General features: G+C 73.8%; 10 protein-coding genes and 2 tRNA genes. 10 read left to right on the top strand and 2 right to left on the bottom strand.

Going from position 1 to position 14,811, the window contains the following annotated elements; all coding sequences use genetic code 11:
• The first annotated feature begins 24 nt into the window (after window positions 1-24).
• The 10 genes from AB0C36_RS12100 to AB0C36_RS12055 all read left to right on the top strand — a co-directional run bounded on the left by AB0C36_RS12100 (window position 25) and on the right by AB0C36_RS12055 (window position 11,399).
• Window positions 25-3,936 carry a DUF5682 family protein gene (locus AB0C36_RS12100; RefSeq protein ID WP_358352733.1) on the top strand — a complete coding sequence of 1,304 codons (3,912 nt, stop codon included), beginning with the start codon at window positions 25-27 and terminating at the stop codon, window positions 3,934-3,936.
• A complete protein-coding gene (locus AB0C36_RS12095; protein ID WP_358352731.1) occupies window positions 3,933-6,257 on the top strand; it encodes a hypothetical protein in 2,325 nt (774 codons plus the stop codon). Before AB0C36_RS12100 ends, AB0C36_RS12095 begins: the two co-directional genes overlap by 4 nt.
• 83 nt (window positions 6,258-6,340) lie before the next feature.
• Window positions 6,341-6,413, top strand: a tRNA-Thr gene (locus AB0C36_RS12090).
• Window positions 6,414-6,460: 47 nt separating this feature from the next.
• Window positions 6,461-6,533, top strand: a tRNA-Met gene (locus AB0C36_RS12085).
• 81 nt (window positions 6,534-6,614) lie between these two features.
• Window positions 6,615-6,779 (top strand): 50S ribosomal protein L33, encoded by a 165-nt coding sequence (gene rpmG, locus AB0C36_RS12080; protein ID WP_006604855.1) that lies wholly within the window; start codon window positions 6,615-6,617, stop codon window positions 6,777-6,779.
• Between the two features lie 210 nt (window positions 6,780-6,989).
• On the top strand, window positions 6,990-7,463 hold the full coding sequence (locus tag AB0C36_RS12075; RefSeq protein ID WP_358352729.1) for an FAS1-like dehydratase domain-containing protein: 474 nt from the start codon (window positions 6,990-6,992) through the stop codon (window positions 7,461-7,463).
• Between the two features lies 1 nt (window position 7,464).
• Window positions 7,465-7,893 carry a MaoC family dehydratase gene (locus AB0C36_RS12070; RefSeq protein WP_358352727.1) on the top strand — a complete coding sequence of 143 codons (429 nt, stop codon included), beginning with the start codon at window positions 7,465-7,467 and terminating at the stop codon, window positions 7,891-7,893.
• A gap of 15 nt (window positions 7,894-7,908) precedes the next feature.
• Window positions 7,909-8,973 (top strand): UDP-N-acetylmuramate dehydrogenase, encoded by a 1,065-nt coding sequence (locus AB0C36_RS12065; RefSeq protein WP_358352725.1) that lies wholly within the window; start codon window positions 7,909-7,911, stop codon window positions 8,971-8,973.
• A gap of 141 nt (window positions 8,974-9,114) precedes the next feature.
• Entirely contained in the window at window positions 9,115-9,783 is a 669-nt protein-coding gene (locus AB0C36_RS12060) for a TetR/AcrR family transcriptional regulator (RefSeq protein WP_358352723.1), read from the top strand.
• A gap of 149 nt (window positions 9,784-9,932) precedes the next feature.
• Window positions 9,933-11,399 carry a DHA2 family efflux MFS transporter permease subunit gene (locus tag AB0C36_RS12055; protein WP_358352721.1) on the top strand — a complete coding sequence of 489 codons (1,467 nt, stop codon included), beginning with the start codon at window positions 9,933-9,935 and terminating at the stop codon, window positions 11,397-11,399.
• A gap of 156 nt (window positions 11,400-11,555) precedes the next feature.
• Here the strand turns inward: AB0C36_RS12055 and AB0C36_RS12050 are convergent, their stop codons facing one another.
• Window positions 11,556-13,289, bottom strand: a complete 1,734-nt coding sequence (locus AB0C36_RS12050) for a SpoIIE family protein phosphatase (protein ID WP_358352719.1) — start codon at window positions 13,287-13,289, stop codon at window positions 11,556-11,558.
• A gap of 256 nt (window positions 13,290-13,545) precedes the next feature.
• Window positions 13,546-14,571 (bottom strand): adenosine deaminase, encoded by a 1,026-nt coding sequence (locus AB0C36_RS12045; protein ID WP_358352717.1) that lies wholly within the window; start codon window positions 14,569-14,571, stop codon window positions 13,546-13,548.
• Between the last annotated feature and the right edge of the window lie 240 nt (window positions 14,572-14,811).

Genomic DNA, 14,811 nt, shown 5'->3' with positions numbered 1-14,811 from the left:
GTCGGGGAAGGCGGGGCACGGAGCATGAGTGAGCGGATGGCGCCCGGAGACGCGGTGGAGTGGCTCGCGGACGCGGACCGGCCGGTCCTGATCGGCGTACGGCACCACGCGCCGTCGCTGGCCGCCGCCGTGCCCGCCCTGCTCGACGCCGCGCGCCCGGACGTCGTGCTGGTCGAACTCCCGGCCGACCTCCAGGAATGGATGCCGTGGCTCGCCCACCCGGAGACCCGGGCCCCGGTCGCCCTCGCGGGGGCGGGGCCGCACGGGCTGGGCTTCTATCCGTTCGCGGAGTTCTCGCCCGAGCTGGCCGCCGTGCGGTGGGCGGCACGGCACGACATCCCGGTGGTGGCCTGCGACTTGCCGCTGGCGCACCGGGCATGGGCGGATGCGGGCGGACCGGCTCCGGGTGAGGTGACCGGGTCGGAGCCCACTGGCTCGCGGCCTGGCGGGTCGGAGACCGCCGGGTCGGGGGCCGCGGCCTCCGCCCCGGCGGCCGGTCCGGGCCTCCACCAGGCGCTCACCCGGAACCTCACCGGTCGTCCCGGTGACGACCTGTGGGACCGGCTCGTCGAGGCCGCCGCGCCCGGTTCGTCGGCGGAAGCCGTACGCCGTGCCGCGCTCGCGGTGGGCTGGGCGCTGCGCCAGGACGCCGTGGAGACGCGCGGCGTGGACCTCCTCGACCTGCGCCGCGAGGCCTGGATGCGGCGGGCTCTGCGCGAGGCGACGGCCGACGGGCAGCGGGCGGTCGCGGTGGTGGGCGCGTTCCACACACCGGGGCTCCTCGACGAAGGGGCCGACGACGGCGTCGTGTTCCCCGGCGAGGCGGACGGCGCGGAGGTGGTGACGTCGTTCGTGCCGTACACGTACGCGCTGCTCGACGAACGCTCCGGCTACCCCGCCGGGATCCGCGACCCCGAATGGCAGCACGAGGTGTACGAGGCGGGCGGGGACCTCGACGAGCTGTACGGCGTGCTGACCCGCGCCGCGACCCGGCTCAGCGTCGAACTGCGCACCCAGGGCCACCCGTCCGGCCCGGCGGACGCCCGCGAGGTCGTACGGGTCGCGGGGGACCTCGCCCGCCTGCGCGGCCTGCCCGCGGCCGGGCGCGGCGAACTCGTCGAGGCGGCGCAGACGGTCCTCACACACGGCGAATCACTCGGCCGGGGGAACGCGGTGGCCCGTGCCCTCGAACGCGTGCTCGTCGGCACCCGCGCCGGGCGCCGTGCCCCCGGCACGCCGCGGAGCGGCCTCGGCCCCGCGGTCGAGGCGGCGCTTGCCGAACTCGGGCTGCCCGGCCCGCATGCGGCGAACCCGGGGGAGGAGCGGGACATGCGCCTCGACCCGCTGCGCACCCCTCTCGACCGCCGCCGCGAACTGCTGCTCAAGCAGCTTGCGGTGTGCCGGATCCCGTACGCAGAAGCCGACGAGGTGGTCGGCGCGGGCGGGGCGGACGCGTTGACGACCCGGTGGCGGATCCGCTGGTCGCCGTCCACGGCCGCGATGCTCGACGTCGCCGTAATTCGCGGCGTGACCCCGGCGCAGGCCGCCGAAGGGGTGCTGCGGGACCGGCACCGCCGCGAGGTGGAGGAGGAAGGGCCGACGGCCGCGCAGGTCCTGGCCGGGCTCGAACAGGCCGCCGAGTGCGGGCTCGACGCACTCGCCGCCGAACGGGTGCGCGAGATGGGCTCAGTGCTGCCCGCGTGCGCAGCGCTGCCCGAACTGCTGGCCGGACTGGCGCTGTTGGACCGGTTGCGGGCCGGGCACATACCGGGGATCGCGCGGGTGCCGGAGGAGGTCCCGGCGATCGCCGCGGACCTCACAGCGGCGGCGGTCCGGCAGATCGACGGCCTGACCGGATCGGAGGAGGTCGGCGACGCCCGGGCGCTGGTCGAACTCGCCGGGCGGGCCGACGCGTTCGGAGGCGTACGCCTGGCGGACGCGCTGGCCCGGCTGGCCGCCGACGGGGCGCCGTTGATGGCCGCGGCGGCGGGTGCGGTACGCGTGCTGCTGGGGCAGGAAGAGGCCGCCGGCTTCGGGGTGCGCGTGGCCTCGTGGCTGGACGACGCGACGACGGGCGAGCGGCGGACCGACCTGGTGCGGCGCCTCACCGGCGTGCTGACCGCGGCGGGGCCGCTGCTGGAGGCGGGCGGCGCGGCGCTGGACCCGTTGCTGGCACGGGTGGTCGAACTGCCGGACCGGGACTTCCTGGCGCGACTCCCGGCGCTGCGGGGCGGGTTCGACGCGCTCTCGCCGGCCGCCCGGGGGCGGGTGCTGGCGGTGGTCGAGGAGCGCCTCGACGACCGGATCGAGACCGAGACCGCGGTGGCGCCGGAGTCGTTGGCCGCGTGGGCGTCGGCGGACCTGGCGGCGCGGGAGGCGCTGGCGGGCCGGGGGCTGTGGCCGCAGGCCGAGACAAGCCTCCCGCCGGGCCGGGCGGAGGCAACCGAGCAGGCCGACGTGGTCGGACGAGCCGAGGCGCTCGGGAGACTGGACGCGGTCGGGCAGCCGGAGGCGGTCGTACACGCCGGGGCATCCCGGCAAGCCGAGGTATCCAGGCCGGCCGAGGTATCGAAGCCGACCGACGTATCAAAGCCTGCCGAGGTGTCCAGGCAAGCGGAGGTATCCAGGCAAGCGGAGGTATCCGAGCAAGCCGCCGGGGGCGAACACGCCAAGGTAGTCGGACAATCGGACCCTGCCTGGGGACAAGCCGACGCATCGCAAGACGTCACCCTGCTAAACCCCCAAGGTGGGGGCCCGCAGGCAAAGTCGGATGATCACACCGCCGAACCGGCCGACGGCGAGACGGCCGCGGGCGACGCCACGACCCTTACGCCGCAAGCACGTTGGCGGCTCGTGCTCGGCCGCCGCGCCGACCCCCGCGACTCCCGCGCCGGCCGGATCGGGGCCGCGCTCGACGAGCTCTACGGCACCGGCCGCGGCGAAGGCTCCCGCGGCGACCTGGGCCTGCCCGCGAACGGCGGCGGCCGCCAAGCCGCCTACCCGTCCGCGCGCGACTGGTCCGAGGACCTCGCCGCGCTGTTCGGCCCTTCCGTACGCGAGGAGGTCCTCGCGGCCGCCGTCGCGGCCGGACGCCGCGACGCCATCACCGAACTCGACCCCGCCGCCGCACGGCCCTCCGTCGACCTGCTCCGTGCCGTACTCGAACACGCGGGCGGCCTCCCGGAGTCCCGTATCGCGGCACTGCGCCCGCTGGTGAACCGGATCGTGGCGGAGCTGACGCGGGAACTCGCGACCCGTATGCGCCCGGCCCTCGCCGGGCTGACCATCCCGCGACCGAGCCTCCGCCCCGGCGGGGGCCTCGACCTGCCGCGTACGCTCCGCGCCAACCTCGCGACCGCGCGCCGCGAGCCCGGCCCCGACGGCCGCGTCACGGTGGTCCCGGAAAAGCCCGTCTTCCGCACGAAGGCCCGGCGCAGCGCCGACTGGCGGCTGATCCTGGTCGTCGACGTATCCGGCTCGATGGAGGCGTCGACCATCTGGTCCGCGCTCACCGCGTCGATCCTCGCCGGAGTCCCCGCCCTCACCACGCACTTCGTGGCGTTCTCGACGGAGGTCGTCGACTTCACCGACCGGGTGCACGACCCGCTCGGCCTGCTCCTCGACGTGCGGGTCGGCGGCGGCACGCACATAGCGGCCGGCCTGCGGTACGCCCGCGACCTGGTCACCGTTCCGTCCCGCACGCTCATCGCCGTGGTCAGCGACTTCGAAGAGGGCTGGCCGCTCGGCGGGCTGCTGGGCGAGGTCCGCACGCTGGTCGGCTCCGGCTGCCACGTCCTCGGCTGCGCGAGCCTCGACGACCGGGGCAAGCCGCGCTACTCGACCGCCGTTGCATCGCAGCTGGTCGCGGCCGGGATGCCCGTCGCGGCCCTCAGCCCGACCGAACTGGCCCGCTGGGTAGGAGAGAAGGTCCGATGAGCACACCAGACGCGGCGCTCACGTCGGTCGCGGTACGCCCCGGCGCCGTGGCCGACATCGTCGAGGCGCTCCCGCCCCGGCTGCGCAAGCGGCTGGACGGGGCTGTGGAAAAGCTCCTGGCGCGGCCGGTCACCCGCGACGGGGACACGGTCCGGATCGCCGTCGACGACGACGCCGATCTCACCCTGAACGCCCCGGGCGGGGTGGTGCGGACCGCCGAAGACGTCGTCTGCGCCTGCCTGTTGGCACCCAGTTGCCTGCACCGCGCCGCCGCGGTGTCGGCGCTGACCGTGGCGCTGGACGACGACCTCGATCTCGACGCCGACGGGGACCACGTTGTCGCGGCGAATGCCGGGGCGGCGTCCGCGGGCGGCGCGGCCGAGCCCGACGGCGCGACAACGAACGAATGCGACGGCTCCGCCGAGGCCGGGGAAGTCCGACAATCGCACACGGCCGGTGGACGGCCGGACGCACGCGACGAGCCCTCTCCACTAAACCCCCGTCGTGGGGGGCCGCGCGAAAAGTCGGACGATCACACCGGCGCCCACGCCGCTCCGGGCATGCCCACCGCAACCGCCGTCGCCACGGCCTCCGCCCCGGGCACCGGCACCGGCACCCGCGCTGGCACCCCCACCGCCACCGGCACTGGCAACGGCACCGCCACCGAGATCACCCCCGCCCAACACGCCGCCGCCCACACCCTGTGGAAGGCCGCCGCCCTCGTCCTCGACGCCGGCATCCCCGGCGCGGGCGCCGTCCAACAGGCCGAACTCCTCCGCGCCGCCCACTCCGCGAAGCTCGCCGGCCTCCATCGCGGCGCCGCCGCGGCCGTGTCCGTCACCACCGCCCTGCGCGCCGCCCGCGCCGACGACCCCGCCCACCGGCTCCCGGACCTCGCCGAATCCCTCCGCGAACTCCTCGACACCGCAGACCAGTTGGCTTCGCCCTCGGCTGCCGCCGAACTCCTGGGCACCGCGCGGCAGGCGTACGCCCACTCCGGATCACTGCGCCTGTACGGGCTGTTCAGCGAGCCCCTGCGCACCGCCTCCGGGCACGCGGGCGTCGTCACGTACACCGTCGGCCCGGACGGGGCCCTCCGTACCGTCTCCGACGTCATGCCCGGTACCCCGGAGCGCATCGCGGGCGCCGCGGCACGCGCCGTACGCATGGGCGACACCGCGCTCGACCACCACGCTCTGACGCGCGCGGGCCTGATGGTCTCCGGGGCGACGGAGTCGCCGACCGGCCGTCTGGGCGCGGGGGCGTCGGTACGCGCCGTCAGCGCATCCGGCGCCGCCTGGGACGCCGACCCGCTCGCCGCCCTGTGGGCCGAACCGCCGTCCGCACAGGTCGCCCGGGTGCTCCGCGCCCGCGAGCTGCCGGCCGACGCCCGGCGCGCCGGGGCGGAACTCCTCTTCCTGGACGTCGAGATCCTCGGCCCCGTCGCGGCGTCGCTCGCTTCGGGGCGCGGGGACCGGGTGGCCGCGCGATGCCTGCGTACGGGGACGCCGGTCCAGCTCCTGGTGGCCGACGACCACCCCGCGCTGGCCTTCCGCGACAACCTGCGGCTGATCGCGAGCCACCGCGGCTTGGCCCTTCGGCTGGTCGGCCGCCTCGAACCGGGGACGGAGCCGGCCGTACGCGCCTTCGCCGTCGCTCCCGCCCCCACGACCCACGGGCCCGCAGCCGTCCTCACGCGCGAAGGGACCCCCGCATCCGAAGGGCATCCGGTGCCCGTCCTCACCTTGGCCCCCGCACTCAAGGGCCGCGTCAACCTGGGTCTCGACCGCCTCCAACGGGCCGACTTCACGACCGCCCGTCCCGCCGCCGTCACCACGGCCGCAGCCGCGGCCAGGGCGGATTCCGGGTCCGCCGACGGCTCCGGAGACATCTCCGCCGACATCTCCGCCGACCCGGCTCCCGCCCGGACGGAGCACGCCGGCCCCGGCGATCACTCCGGCGTACGCCCCGTCGCGCCACCGGTCGCCACCGTCGCGCCGCCGCACGTCGACGAGGCACCCGCGTACCTCGTACACCGCCAAGTGGAACGGGCGGTCGCCGGCGGCCGTCCCGCGGTCGCACTCGCCGGGACCCTCGCGCGCGACACCGCGCGACTGCGCCGCGACGGCCTCACCACCGGCGCCGACCTGCTGGAACACCTCGCCGCCTCGGCCGCGGACCGGGGCCGCGACGTGTTCGGACGGCTCCTGCCCGCCGACACCGAACGGCTCGCGCGCGCGTGGCTCGCGACCGCTGCCTACGCGCGCGCGGTGGATGCGGCGCTCACCGCACACGCCTGGGGTCCGCCAGGGGAGCTCTGACCTGCGCCCGAACAACCGGGCCGGGGCGCCCGGGTAACCGATTTCCGATGCGGGGCACAGGCCGTGTATGGTTTCACCTGCTCGCCCCAATAGCTCAGTCGGCAGAGCGTCTCCATGGTAAGGAGAAGGTCTACGGTTCGATTCCGTATTGGGGCTCTGACGAGGAAGACCCCGTCCAGGCAATGGGCGGGGGCCTTCGTCGAGGCGGCGTAGCTCAGTCGGTAGAGCAAGCGGCTCATAATCGCTGTGTCACCGGTTCAAGTCCGGTCGCCGCTACCCAAGGAGCCGATGTGGGGGATACCCCAGGTCGGCTGCTTCTGCTGAAATCACATCCACGACTGTCAGGAAGGCGCTCCCGTGGCTGCCACAGATGTCCGCCCGAAGATCACGCTTGCCTGCGTGGAGTGCAAGGAGCGGAACTACATCACGAAGAAGAACCGGCGTAACGACCCGGACCGTCTCGAGATGAAGAAGCACTGCCCGCGCTGCAACTCCCACACCGCGCACCGCGAGACCCGCTGACGCCGGTCCGCTCACGCGGCACCGCGCACCAAGGCGTTTCGACGAGGCCACCCCGCACCGGGGTGGCCTCGTTCGTCGTTCCAGCGTGCGCCCAGCGCGATCCGGGATACTGCTCCGGCGGCGGCATCTGCCACCCACGCCGGCCCTCGACCGGCACTCGACCGCACTCATATCGGCACACACATCGGCTGCGTTGGAGGCGACCCTCGGATGGCGCTGGATCCCAAGTTCATCGGGCGCACGTACCCGCCCACCGCCCCGTACGAGGTGGGCCGCGAGAAGATCCGCGAGTTCGCCGACGCGATCGGCGACGCGAATCCCGTGTACCGCGACCCGGAGGCCGCCGCCAAGTACGGCCACCCGGACGTCATCGCGCCGGTGACCTTCCCCATCGTGATCTCGCTGGGGGCCGCCGAGCAGATCGTGATGGACCCCGAACTGGGGCTCGACTACTCGCGCGTCGTGCACGCCGACCAGCGCTTCTCGTACGCACGCCCGGTGCGCGCCGGCGACCGCCTCGTGGCCGTGGTCACGGTCGAGAACATCAAGACGATGGCGGGGAACGACATCATCACCACCCGCGCGGACATCGCGACGGTGGACGGCGAGCACGTGGTGACCGCCCGCTCCACCCTCGCCGCGCGCGGCACCGGCGACACCGACACCAAGACCGGGGAGAACTGACGTGGCCGCGGGCATCAGCTACGACGACGTCGAGGTCGGCACCGAACTCCCGCCGCAGTCCTTCCCCGTCGGGCGCGGCGACCTGGTCCGGTACGCGGGCGCCTCGGGCGACTTCAACCCCATCCACTGGAACCCGCGCTTCGCGGTCGAGGTCGGCCTGCCCGACGTCATCGCGCACGGCATGTTCACCATGGCCGAGGCGGTGCGCGTCGTCACCGACTGGGTGGGCGACCCCGGCGCGGTGGTCGAGTACTCCGTGAAGTTCACCCGTCCGGTGGTCGTCCCCGACCCCGAGGGCGCGGTGGTCGAGGTGACCGGCAAGGTCGCCCAGAAGCTCGACGACCGCCGCGTACGGGTCGACCTGCACGTCACGTGCGGCGACGCGGGCAAGGTCCTCGGTGTCCCGCGCGCCGTCGTGCAGCTCGCCTGACCGTACGCTGTTCGGGTGCAGCATCTCGCCGATTCCCCCCTCGCCCCGTTGACCACGCTCCGCCTCGGCGGACCGGCCCGTCGCCTGTACGAGGCGACCACGACCGCCGAACTGGTCGCCGTCGTCAAGGACGCCGACGACCACGGCACACCGCTGCTGCTGATCGGCGGCGGCAGCAACCTGGTCGTCGGCGACCAGGGATTCGACGGCATCGTCGTGCGGATCGCCACCAAGGGCCATTCGCTGGGCGCCAACGGCCTGCTCAGCGCGGACGCCGGCGTCCGCTGGGACCACCTGGTCGAGACCGCGGTCGACGCGGGCTGGGCGGGTGTGGAGTTCCTGTCCGGCATCCCCGGCAGCGCCGGGGCCACACCGATCCAGAACGTCGGGGCGTACGGCCAGGAGGTCGCCGAGACCGTCGCCATGGTCGAGGTGTACGACCGGCGGTCCGGGCGTATGGAACTGCTCGACCCGTCCGAGTGCGGCTTCGCGTACCGCGACAGCATCTTCAAGGCGCCGGAGAACGCCGACCGGTACGTCGTGCTGCGCGTGCACTTCCAGCTCCGCGCCGAGGGCGGCGCGTCCGCCCCGGTGAAGTATGCCGAGGTGGCCCGCGCCCTCGGCGTCGAGCAGGGCGCGTGCGTGCCGCTGGCCACCGCCCGTGACACGGTGCTGGGCCTGCGGCGGGCCAAGGGCATGGTGCTGGACGAGGCGGACCACGACACGTGGAGCGCCGGGTCGTTCTTCACCAACCCGATCCTGACCGAGGCGCAGTTCGCCGACCTGGTCCGCCGCGTCACCGAACGCCTGGGCGCCGAGGCCGAGCCGCCGCGCTATCCGGCGGGGGAGGGGCTGGCGAAGACGTCGGCCGCGTGGCTCATCGAGCGCGCGGGGTTCCCCAAGGGCTACGGAACCGGGCCGGCGCGCATCTCGACCAAGCACACGCTCGCGCTGACGAACCGCGGCGGGGCCAAGACCGAGGACCTGCTGTCGCTGGCCCGCGAAGTGCGGGACGGCGTACGCGAGTTCTTCGGTGTCGAACTGGTCAACGAACCGATCTTCGTCGGCGCGGTCCTGTAGTAGTCGGCCGTCACGGGCCCTTACCCCTCGGGGTAGGGGCCCGTTGCGCCGTCCCGCCGACCGCGGGCGGCGCGAGGCGGGGAGAATCCGTCTCGCGCCGGCGGTTGACAACCCTAGTTATTGAGTAATAACTTACTTCACATGGCAGCCCCCAGCAGCACCCGAGCCGGCACCGTCCGGATGAGCGCCGACGAGCGCCGCACCGCGGTCATCCGCGCGGCGGTCGCGGAGTTCGCCAAGGGGGGCTTCAACGGCACTTCGACGGCCACGATCGCCGGCCTGGTCGGCGTCTCGCAGCCGTACCTGTTCCGCCTCTTCGACGACAAGAAGGCCCTCTTCCTCGCGACCGTGGAGTACGGCTTCCAGCGCGTCGAGCAGACCTTCTCGACCGTCACGGAGGGGCTCCAGGGGCACGAGGCCATCCACGCGATGGCCCACGCGTACCAGGACCTGCTGGACGAGGACTCGGACCTGCTGCGGATCCAGCTCCAGGCGTACGTCGCCGCGCACGACCCGGAACTGAAGCCGCACATCCGGAAGTTCTGGGACAGCCTCGACTCGCTCGTCCGGGGCATCACGGGTTCCGACCCCGAGGTGATGACCACCTTCTTCGCGCGCGGCATGCTCTGCAACGTGATCGCCGCCATCGACCTGCCCCGTGAGCGCTACTTCGGCGACTTCCTCTCCGAGGACGGCCGCCTGGTGGAATGCGAGATCTGCGAGGCGGCCCGCCAGATCGGCCCAGGCGGGACCGCCGCGGGCTCGACCGCCGCACCAGAAGACCCGGTCACCCCGGGTGCGACCGACTGAGTCGCGCCCGCCCCCTCTCCTCGCCCCCCTCGGGGCAGCACCATGCCCGACAAAGTTAGTAATCAATAACTCAGCTTCGCGTCAAAAGTTAGTAATCAATAACTATCCAGTCCGGCCGTCCCCGGCCGACGACCCTTCAGGGGGATGACATGAGTTCGACGCAGGCGCCGCCCGCCGCCAAGTCCCGCACCGTGGTGTGGACCTTCCTGGCCTCCAGCTTCGCCCTGTTCATGGCCAGCCTGGACAACCTCGTGGTCACCACCGCAATACCGTCGATCCGCGACGACCTGGACGCCGGGATCTCCGAACTCGAATGGACGGTGAACGGCTACACCCTCAGCTTCGCCGTCCTGCTCATGCTCGGCGCCGCACTGGGCGACCGCTTCGGCCGCCGCCGCGTCTTCGCCGCCGGCATCGGCGTCTTCACCTTCGCCTCCGCCCTCGCCGCGCTGGCACCGAACACCGACATGCTGATCGCCGCCCGCGCCATCCAGGGCGCCGGAGCCGCCGCGATCCTCCCGTTGAGCCTCACCATCCTGACCCGGGCCGTGGCCCCCGAGAAGCGCCCGATGGCCCTCGGCCTCTGGGGCGGCATCAACGGCCTCGCCGTCGCCCTCGGCCCGCTGGTCGGCGGCGCCATCGTCGAAGGCGGCTCGTGGCAGTGGATCTTCTGGATCAACGTGCCGATCGGCCTCGTGCTCATCCCGCTCATTTTCCGCAAGGTCGAGGAGAGCCACGGCCCGGGCGGACGCCTCGACCTGATCGGCACCGTGCTCGTCAGCCTCGGCATGCTCGGCGTCGTCTTCGGCCTGGTCCGCGGCGAGGGCCACGGCTGGACCAGCGCGACCGTGCTCGGCCCGATCGCGGCCGGCGTCCTGTTCCTCGCCGCCTTCATCGCCCACGAGCGCCGCACCCCGCAGCCGATGCTGCCGATGACGATGTTCCGCAACCGCGCCTTCGCCGCCCTGACCGTGTCCGGGCTGCTCATGTTCGCGGGCGTGTTCGGCTCGATCTTCCTGCTGACCCAGTACTTCCAGGGTGTCCAGGGCTACTCCGCGCTCGGCGCCGGCCTGCGCATCCTGCCCTGGACCGCGATGCCCGTCCTGATCGCGCCGCTGGCCGGACCGCTCGCGGGCCGCATCGGCGGACGCCCGCTGGTCATCCTCGGACTCGCGCTGAGCGCGGCCGGACTCGCCTGGTTCGCCGTCACCGCGTCGCCCGACGTGACGTACGCCGAGCAGATCCCGGCCCTGATCCTCTCCGGCGTGGGCATGTCGCTGTACTTCATCCCCACCGCCAGCCTGCTGATGGCCTCGGTCCGCACCGAGCAGCAGGGCGTCGCGTCCGGCGCCAACAACGCGATGCGCGAACTCGGCGGCGTCCTCGGTGTCGCGGTCCTCGCCTCGGTGTTCTCGTCGCAGGGCGGGTTCGTCTCGCCGCAGGCCTTCGTCGACGGCCTCGTCCCCGCCCTGTGGGTGGGCGTCGCGCTCGCCGGCGTCGGCTCGCTGACCGCCGCGCTGATCCCGCGGCGCAGCGCGGACCGGATCCGGACGTCGTCCGGCGAGCCCGGCGCCGGCACCGACGCGGACAACCGCAAGGTCCCCGTCGCCGCCTGACCGCCCGACCCGTAGCTGCCCGGGGCGTACGCACACCCCGCACCGTGCCCGAGAATCGTCCGCACAGCGCGACGCCCGGTGGGCGTGACCTCAACCCCGAGGCCACGCCCACCGGGCGTCGCGGCGTTCCCGGCCGGGGATTCGACCGGCCGGATCTCAACCGCTTCGACGGCCGTACCTCAGCCGCAACCGCGACGCCATCACCGCGATGTCGTCCTCGGCATCCGGACCGAGCTGGTCCACCACGTAGTCGACCAGGTCCCCCAGATCGGCACCCACCGGCGGCGGGCGCAGGTCGGTCAGTCGGCGCAGGGACACATCGATGTCCTCGCCCCGCCGCTCCACCAGCCCGTCCGTGTAGAGCAGCATCACCGGTCCGGGCGTACGCGGGAACGCCGTCGACGTGTAGCCGCCCGCCCCGGTGCCCAGCGGCGGACCCGTCGGTACGTCCAGCAGCCGGATGCCGCTCCGTTCCACGAGCGCCGGAGGCAGATGGCCCGCGCTGGCGATCTGGGCGGTCCCCGCGCCCGGGTCCACCACCTCCAGCAGGCACGTGGCGACCCGGTCGAACCCCGCCGCCGCGACCATGTCGTCCATCCGCGCCAGCATCTCGTGCGGTGCCGCGTCCGTCGCGGCCAAGGCCCGCACCAGCATGCGGTAGTGACTCATGGCCACCGCCGCGTTGAGGCCGTGGCCCATGACGTCGCCCATGACCTTGAGCGTCCGGCCGCCGCTCAGCGCGACCACGTCGAACCAGTCGCCGCCGACCAGGGCCTCACTGCCCGAGGGCAGGTACCGGGTGGCGATGTCGATGTCCGGGCGCGGATCGCGTGGCTCGCCGAGCAGCGACTCCTGCAGCTCCCTGGCCACCGCGTGCTCGTGTTCGTAGTGCAGCGCATGGTCCAGGCTGACGGCGGCCCGGGTGGCGATCTCGCGGGCGGTGAACTCGTCCTGCTCGGTGAAGGCCGGGGACGCACCCGCACGCATCATCGTCAGCACACCGAGCGGCCGGCCGCGCGAGACCAGCGGGACCGCCATCCCCGAATGGGCCCCGGCGGCCCGGTATGCGGCCACCCGCGCGGCCGCGGGCCCCCGCCACGTCGCGGCGCCGAAGTCCTCGCGCGCCGGCCGCCCCTCTCTGAGCACCCGCGCGACCGCCGAATCCGCCTCGTAGTCCACCAGCTCCCCGACGCCGGCCATCTCCTCGGTGACCCTGCGCAGCTGCGGCACCCCGGCCAGCGCCTCACGGCGCAGCGACACCGGACCGCGCCCGCCCGGGTCCGCAGCCGCCGGCCGCTCACGGTGGCCGCCGCCCGGCGTGGTGAACTCGGGCAGCAGGTCCACCGTCGCCCCGTCGGCCAGCAGCGGCACCGCGAAGGCCGCCAGTTCCCCACACGTGGTGTCGCGGTCCAGGGTCGTGCCGATGCGCTGCCGAGCCGCGTCGAACAGCCCGAGGTGATGCTCCTCCCGCCCGCCGTCCAACCAGCTGCGGTACGCCTCGGAGACCTCCACCACGACGCCCACCAGGCCGCGGACCTCGCCGTCGACCTCCCAGCGGTCGTACACGCCGAGCCAGTACCGCCGCGCCGACATGTGCGCGTCCTGCGTCTTGCGCGACGACACCACCTCGCGCGTACGGCCGTCGGAGAGCACCGCACGCAGCACCGGTTCGGCGTGCTCGGAGAGCGGCATGACGTCGCGCGCCGGCCGCCCGCGGTGGTCCTCGGCGGACACCCCGTTCATCCGCGCCAGCGCCTCGTTGACGTGGACGTAGCGCAGGTCGGTGTCCAGGACCAGCAACCCGGAGGACGACGAGGCCGCAAAGGAACGCGCCACTCGCGCCAATTCGCCGTCGTCGGAACATCCGGTCGCCGGGGGCCGAGTCGTCATGTCCTTGCCTTCCGCCTGCCTTGCGCGGTCGGGAGCGTGCGGGGGAGCCTCCCCGACCCGCCACGCGGGCAAACATGAAGGAATCAGGACAAACAGCCACATGAATCAGCGCCGGCCCGGGCCGTAACCCCGGCCACCACCCCTGCCGCAATCCGGCCGCGACCCGGCCACAACCGGGCGCCAGCCGTGTCCGCCCCCCGCCCGTGACCACCGGGCCACCGGGCCACCGACACCCAGAGCCACAGCCGTCCGTCCGTCAAGCGGCCAGCCAGGCGTCCACGCCCGCGAGCAACTTGTCCTGTACCCCCTCCGGCGCGACGGAGCCGCGGATCGACTGCCGGGCCAGCTCCGCCAGTTCCTCGTCGGTGAAGCCCTGCGACGTACGCGCGATCTCGTACTGCGCCGCCAGCCGCGAACCGAACAGCAGCGGATCGTCGGCACCCAGCGCGATGGGCACCCCCGCCTCGAACAGCCGCCGCAGCGGTACGTCCGCCGGATCGTCGTAGACCCCCAGCGCGACGTTCGACGCCGGGCACACCTCGCACACCACCCCGCGCCGGGCCAGCTCGGCCATCAGCCGCGGGTCCTCCGCCGCGCGTACGCCGTGCCCCAGCCGCCGCGCGCCGAGCACGTCGACGCACTCGCGCACGCTGCGTGGCCCGTCCAGCTCGCCGCCGTGCGGGTTCGCGAACAGCCCGGAGCGCCGTGCGATGTCGAAGGCGCGCTCGAACTCCAGGGCGCGGCCCCGGCGTTCGTCGTTGGACAGGCCGAAGCCGACGACCCGCCCCCGGTCCGCGTACCGGGCCGCGAGGCGGGCCAGAGTGCGCGCCTCCAACTGGTGCTTGGTCCGGTTCGCCGCGATCACCACCGCGATGCCGACGCCCGTCGACCGCTCGGCCTCCTCCACGGCCTCGAGGATCACCTCGACCGCGGGTGTCAGGCCGCCGAGCCGGGGGGCGTACGACGTCGGGTCCACCTGGATCTCCAGCCACCCCGACCCCTCCGCGAGATCGTCCTCGGCCGCCTCGCGGACCAGGCGGCGCACGTCGTCGGCGTCGCGCACACACGAGCGGGCGATGTCGTACAGCCGCTGGAAGCGGAACCAGCCCCGCTCGTCGGTCGCGCGCAGGCGCGGGGGAGTGCCGGAGGTCAGGGCGGACGGCAGGTGCACGCGGTACCGGTCGGCGAGTTCCAGCAGGGTCTGGGTCCGCATCGAACCGGTGAAGTGCAGATGCAGATGGGCCTTCGGGAGCGCGCGCACATCGCGGACGGGGTGATCCATCTCCCCGATCATGGCCGACCGCGGGCCCGCGCGGGCCCAGACCGCGCAGGTTGCCCCGACCGGATGACAACTCGGAGACCCCATACCGTGCTGCTGGCACACCCGAGGCAGCCCAAACGTGGGCGGGTGCCGCCTACCGGTCCGGGTTGGGGGCCCCCCCCCCGGCGGGGCGAAAACCAGGGCGGCAAAATTTGCGGACCCCCCCCCATAGCCCAGCCCCACACCCCCCCCGCCCCGTCC

The organism is Streptodolium elevatio (assembly GCF_040649515.1).
GTDB lineage: Bacteria > Actinomycetota > Actinomycetes > Streptomycetales > Streptomycetaceae > Yinghuangia > Yinghuangia elevatio.
The sequence above is the reverse complement of the archived record's forward strand: the minus strand, read 5'-3'. Positions and strand labels throughout refer to the sequence as shown.